This is a genomic window from Burkholderia sp. AW33-5, assembly GCF_053427615.1.
Map to the genome: position 1 here is coordinate 1 of NZ_JBSAXA010000052.1, position 6,576 is coordinate 6,576.

Consider the following 6,576-nt stretch of genomic DNA (forward strand, 5'->3'; position numbering starts at 1 on the left):
CAACGCATACCAACGACCCTACGCTCAATATTCTGCGTCGAACTAAGATTTGTCGTCGTTCAATTTCTCGCGCAATCAAGCCTCATCCAAATTGATTGTTGAAACGCCGCCATCAAATTACAGTATTAATACAGCCCCCATTCTGAACCTTTCTTTAGGCGTCGCTGACCGACCACAAAGTGATATTTATTGCACGCCCTGTGGCCGGACGGCACTCAGACGTTGAACGAGCAAGCTATCTGACGCTGACATGGCTCATTTTTTCTCCATGTCGCCGAGAAAAACGATTTCATCGGGCAATGCGTCTTGCGGATGATCAATATGGTGTTTGAGTGCGGAGTTTTTTGCATCTGCACCACTGCCAACGAACCTGAATCCTGTCTTGTAGAAAAACTTCGCGGCTCCTTCATCTTGGCAAATAAGGGAAACGCACGACAAGCCGAGATCACCTCTCATGCGGTCAGCAATTTCTAGAAATCGGCTTCCAACCTGTCGCACTGCGGTTCTTTTGTGGTTCTCAACTGATAAGAGCATTAGCGAATTCAAATGAGGTGCCACGCTCATAGTGCCAAAATGTTGACTACGAGTCGGACTTGCACTACGCATTTCAATTTTTTTTGGCATTACCTGATGTTGACGATTCAATCATTACATCAAGCATTGACTGTCGACCTCGATCGTAGATTTTCATGCTTGTGGCGGCTCGATGCTCTGGAAAAAGCAAACCCTATCGCAAAAGCGTATTGCCTGCGCCAGGCTTGCCGAAGTTACGCCTCATAACGCGAAACGTCACACATGATCAGTCAGCGTTACAGGAAAATTCCTTTCGCCAGAGGATGTGATCTGCCTGATTTCTTCGGGCCATTTCAATCTTGGAGAACGGCCTCGGTAATCCGCTTGGGATTTCCGGACCAGATCTAGAGCGAGTTTTCCGGCGTTTCGGGTTCGGTCGAACCCGATGAAGGCACCAGCTGACGGGCGAATTCGGCTGGTGCCAACTCTTTGAGAGCCGAGTGAGGACGGCTCTCGTTGTAATTCCGGCGCCACGCCTCGACGATCGCCTTGGCGTCGCCCAGCGTTTCGAACCAATGTAGGTTCAAGCACTCATCGCGGAATGATCCGTTAAACGTCTCAATGTGGCAATTGTCCGTCGGCTTACCGGGCCTGCTGAAGTCGATTTTTGCTCGGTAGTGGTACGCCCACATGTCGAGCAGGCGCCCGGAAAATTCGCTGCCATTGTCGACAAACAGATGCCGCGGGGCGCCGCGCCGAGCGGCGATTCGGTTCAATGCTGACACCACGTGTTCGCCTTTCAAGCGCTGCCCGACTTCGATCGCCAACGCCTCCTTCGTGAACACATCCACGATCGTCAAAGTGCGAAATTTCGAGCCATCAGCAAGCTGGTCAGCTACAAAATCCATACTCCAAGCGTCGTTTGGCCTGACCGCGCAACACCACCTTCCAAACTGATCACGTTCGCCGAAACGCCTGATCACCATCACCGAAATCCGCAACTACATCGAGCTGTACAACCGGAAACGTCCCCATTCGAGCCTGGCGGATCAGACGCCGGATGAGGCATACTTCGCGACGCTGCCTGCGATCAAATCGGCAGCATGATTGCCTCGGACGCTCCACTTAAAAATCTCAGAAAACTGTCCGAACGAGTGAGGCCACTTCTTTTCCGAAGAGTCTCCCACACTGTCAATTTCCACAGATACCCTCAAAGTGTCACATGGCCTGGGTTCCGCGACCTTTGCGAAGGCTGATCTGGACTACATGCAGAACCACATGCAACCAGATGCGACGAGCGTGCGGTACTTCAAAGGTCAAATTCAAACTGACGGCCCAATTTCGCGCGTTTGCGGTGCAGCACCTACTGATTCCACAGGCGCGGGGCGAATACCTGCTTTCGCATCCCAAGCAGCGACCCATCTGGCCGCCTGTTCTTGGCCAGTGTCAACGTCGGACGTAATTTCCTCAGAAGAGGGTGCGGACAAAATCTTGGACTACCTTGGAGGTAGTTCATGTATTCGTACGAAGACCGGGTTCGAGCGGTTCGGCTACATCAAGTACGGTAGGAGCGCAGCGGCAACTATTCGCGAGCTGGGATATCCTTCGCGGAAGAACTTGGCAGATCAATGCAAAAAACTCCGCACTCAAACACCATATTGATCATCCGCAAGACGCATTGCCCGATGAAATCGTTCTTCTCGGCGACATGGAGAAAAAATGAACCATGTCAGCGTCAGATAGCTTGCTCGTTCAACGTCTGAGTGCCGTCCGGCCCCAGGGCGTGCAATAAATATCACTTTGTGGTCGGTCAGCGACGCCCAAAGAAAGGTTCAGAATTTGGGCTGTATTCATGCTGTAAATTGATGGCGGCGTTTCAACAATCAATTTGGCTGAGGCTTGATTGCGCGAGAAATTGAACGACGACAAATCTTAGTTCGCCCCTCTCTGAGGGGCGTCGTTCATGGACCGCATGCGCTCAATTTCCGGTCGGCGTAAACATTCTGATAATATCGACGCGAGACTCACTGCCTAACTGGCTACAAAATTCCGCCGCAGGTCACTCTTTTTCCAAGCAAGAAGGACATTTAATGTTTCGGATTCGTGGGAATGCCCCCGGGCAAGCATCTGATTTGATCAATTCCAGTGACACACAAACGCCGCGTGTCCGAGCGGAGCCGTCGGGGGCGATCCCAGGGATTCCAACGCAGGTGGCTAAGTGTGGGCCATCCAACCTAGCGATAGAATCTGCACAATCCGCTCTTCCCGCCCCCAGGCCAAACCGAAAACCGCAGCCTATTACTGGCGCGCAAATCCTGCAGTGGAAGAAGAAAACACCGGATGAGTACAAGCTCGAAAAAAGCGTTTTTTTCTGGGCCCAAAAAAACGGTATTGATCCAGAAAGTGCAAGAATATTTCTGACTGACTCGGGGCTAACACTGAGGGGTGAGCAGCGGTTCGAATATGAAAAACATCTAGCTAGCTTTGTTCCGACTTTGGCGCCGCAGGACGTCGATGCCGAACGGCTGCATAAGGTGCAGGAAATAGGCCGTGAGCATCCGAGATACCCAAGAGAATATTCTGTTACTTACGCCACGCGGCTGTATAAGCAGTACCCCGATCTCAACGAGCGGGAGCTTATGTATCTATCAGGCGCAGATCTAGACCGCGTCCAAAATATGATGCGTCTCTCCCATACGACCATAAGGGAGACTTCTGCCCCAGCGATTCCATTGCCCGTGGCCGCGACGAATGAAAAGGAGGACGCCGATGCCGAACGGCTGGATAAGTTGCGGGCGATGGGCCGTGCGCTTCCGCGACACACAAGAGAACCTTCTATTACTTACGCCAGGCGGCTGCATAAGCAGTACCCAGAGCTCAACGACCAGGATCTCGTGGATCTATCGGGTGTAGATCTAGACCTCGTCCAAAATAAAATGCTCTTCTGCAATACGAACATAAGGGAGACTTCTGCCCCAGCGATTCCATTGCCCGTGGCCGCGACGAATGAAAAGGAGGACGCCGATGCCGAACGGCTGGATAAGTTGCGGGCGATGGGCCGTGCGCTTCCGCGACACACAAGAGAACCTTCTATTACTTACGCCAGGCGGCTGCATAAGCAGTACCCAGAGCTCAACGACCAGGATCTCGTGTATCTATCGGGTGTAGATCTAGACCTCGTCCAAAATAAAATGCGCTTCTGCAATACGAACATAAGGGAGACTTCTGCCCCAGCGATTCCATTGCCCGTAGCCGCGAAGAATGAAAAGGAGGACGCCGATGCCGAACGGCTGCATAAGGTGCAAGAAATAGGCCGTGAGCATCCGCGACGCCCAACAGAATATCCTATTACTTACGCCAGGCGGCTGCATAAGCAGTACCCAGAGCTCAACGACCAGGATCTCGTGGATCTATCGGGCGCAGATCTAGACCTCGTCCAAAATATGATGCGCCTCTCCTATACGACCATAAGGGAGACTTCTGCCTTTGTTCCCCATATTTTGCAAAAAACGGTGGGGCAATCGACTTTGGCGCCGCAGACCGCTGGGAACAACGACGCGGTAGGTTTAGCCACAACTGCTGCCCTGTCGGGACCGACTGAAATTGGCGCCGAGATCTTGAAGCAGACGCGTGCCCCCCGTGCGCATGACAACGATATTTTGTTTGATGCGATGCATGAAGCGGGCATCGCGATCTTTCCCGACGAAACGGAGACTCCTGCCCAAGCGATCCCATTACCTGCGGTCATGGTGAATTCGCGAACAAAGGAGAGTGCCGACGCCGAACGGCGGCATAAGGTGCAGGCAATGGGCCGTGCGCTTCCGCGACACCCAAAAGAATATTCTGTTACTTACGCCAAGCGGCTGCATAAGCAGTACCCAGAGCTCAACGACCGGGATCTCGTGTATCTATCGGGCGCAGATCTAGACCGCGTCCAAGATATGATGCGTTTCTCCCATACGACCATAACGAATGAAAAGGAGGACGCCGATGCCGAACGGCTGGATAAGTTGCGGGCGATGGGCTGTGGGCTTCCGCGACACACAGGAGAACATCCTATTACTTACGCCAGGCGGCTGCATAAGCAGTACCCAGAGCTCAACGACCGGGATCTCGAATTTCTATCGGGCGCAGATCTAGACCGCGTCCAAGATATGATGCGTTTCTCCCATATGACCATAACGAATGAAAAGGAGGACGCCGATGCCGAACGGCTGCATAAGGTGCAGGCAACTGAATTCGCCAAACACTTGAAGCAAGTTGACGCGCCCATATCAGCCGAAATGCTGGCGAAGTCCCAAGCCTACCAGGACTTGCTAGCAAACCCCGAAGCGCTGGCAGCCGTTGTCAACGTTAGCGACTATTCTGTCACAACAATTCGAGACATAAGAGCCCTTGGGCAGCTCTCCGACGCACTCCAGTCCAAGGCCTCCGGCTATCGGGACCCTGAACTGAACGAGCAAGGCCTGCAGGAGATCAAGCGGGCGAGGACAATACTGAAAAATCCGGATCGGTTAGCAGCCTTGGTGGCGAGGGATTACCGGGATCGTTGTATTGGTCTGATGATTTACCGGAATATGCCTGGGCGTGTGGTGATCGAATCGGCAATTGCGTTACCAACAAACCTCGACGGTATTCTGGCTGAACTAAAGAAGCAATTGCTTGTGAATGCCGGGCCGTCGCGCACGCTAGTCGCCGGCTACAATGCAGCCGACAAATATGTTCACGGTTTGCTTGAACCGGTCTTTGGCGATCTGCCGCCTGTATCGCGTGCAGCCCGGAAAACGTCTCGGGCACAGGCAGAGATAACGGACGAAGACGTGCGTGCGCTAGAAGCGGTGGTACTGAAGGACAATGAATCAGCGCCTTCGTACTCCACGGTGGACAGACAGGCGCTAGCGGCGCTGTTGCACGACGAACCAGCGCTCACGCGATCTCCAGTGACCCGTGCGACCACGATTATCAATCCAGCCACCGACGGCGTAATGTCTCCACGCTACGGTGGGGTAAAGCGCAGTCAGCCCACCGAGGAGGCCGCGGTTTCCCCTAAACAGCCGAGAACGATGGCCGAAACGGTCCCAGCCTCCCCGTTTTTCCCGAATTTCCCCCTGTCGCCTGACACACCGGTCCTTACCCTATCCCCGATGCACCAGAACCCGCAGCAAGTCGAGAGCTTATTAATCGAACAGGCGGCACAGGCGATCAAGCAGGAACTGAATCTGGAGTTGTATCCGGATTTTCCCCCTGCCCAACCAGGATCAGGCCCAACGGGCATTACGCCCTCGATGGCAGGCATTGGTCTGAACGAGCAGGCACAGGCTAGATTCGACGGCCGTGTCATGTCCGTGCCCGCGTGGGTCCAAGAGATGCGAGCAGGCGAACTCGATCATCAGCTCTACGCCCTAGGCGAACGCTTGCTCACGCGTCTGCCTGCTTGGCCAACTAAGCGACCCTTACTCGTTTTGGATAGCGATGCATCTGACGTGTTCGCCTGTTATCAGGGTGGGCAGAAAATTAGCGTAAATGACCTTGAGTGGGCTGCCAGCTTAAACGCCGTCGCGGTTTGTCGAAGCTTAGACGGGGGAGCCTATGCTGCCGCAAGCCGGGCTGCTAATGGGCGCGTGATGCTCGATCCCAAAGCCGGAGACGATACATCATTATTCGATGCGGTGCTCGTGGCAATGGGGAATCGGCACAGACAGTTTCTCAGGAAGCTCGGCATTAGGCCGAAGGGGTTCGGCCGCGAGGCAAATGCCCACATCGTCATGGAATTGCGCAAGGCCGTGGCGCATTACATGGACACCCACCGCTCTGAGGTCACTCAAGATATCCAGGCTCTTCAGCAGCAATGGTTTGAGCAGGACGAGATATCGAGTGAATCGGAATCGTCCCCGTTAGCCATGGAAGTCGCTGATGCTCCCCCACCAGAGTCACAAACCGAACCCCACACCGCCATGGAAATCGAGGCTGAATCTTCACCTTCGACAATCGCTGAACGAGAAGTGGGATCTGTCGAGATTAATGCACACTCTCTTGCCGACCAGACGGGCCCCCAACCGCCGG

General features: G+C 54.0%; 2 protein-coding genes and 1 pseudogene. 1 reads left to right on the plus strand and 2 read right to left on the minus strand.

Annotated elements, in window-relative coordinates; translation table 11 throughout:
* Positions 1–255: 255 nt before the first annotated feature.
* Together ACV22V_RS32015 and ACV22V_RS32020 are read right to left on the minus strand one after the other, a co-directional pair.
* Positions 256–645 carry a hypothetical protein gene (locus tag ACV22V_RS32015; RefSeq protein WP_448016710.1) on the minus strand — a complete coding sequence of 130 codons (390 nt, stop codon included), beginning with the start codon at positions 643–645 and terminating at the stop codon, positions 256–258.
* Positions 646–917: 272 nt separating this feature from the next.
* Positions 918–1,454 (minus strand): annotated as a pseudogene (locus ACV22V_RS32020) (integrase core domain-containing protein); the annotation flags it as partial.
* A 1,149-nt stretch (positions 1,455–2,603) separates the two neighbouring features.
* Between ACV22V_RS32020 and ACV22V_RS32025 the strand changes: the two are divergent.
* Positions 2,604–6,576 (plus strand): hypothetical protein (locus tag ACV22V_RS32025; RefSeq protein ID WP_448016711.1); only part of this gene is annotated, 3,973 nt, incomplete at its 3' end.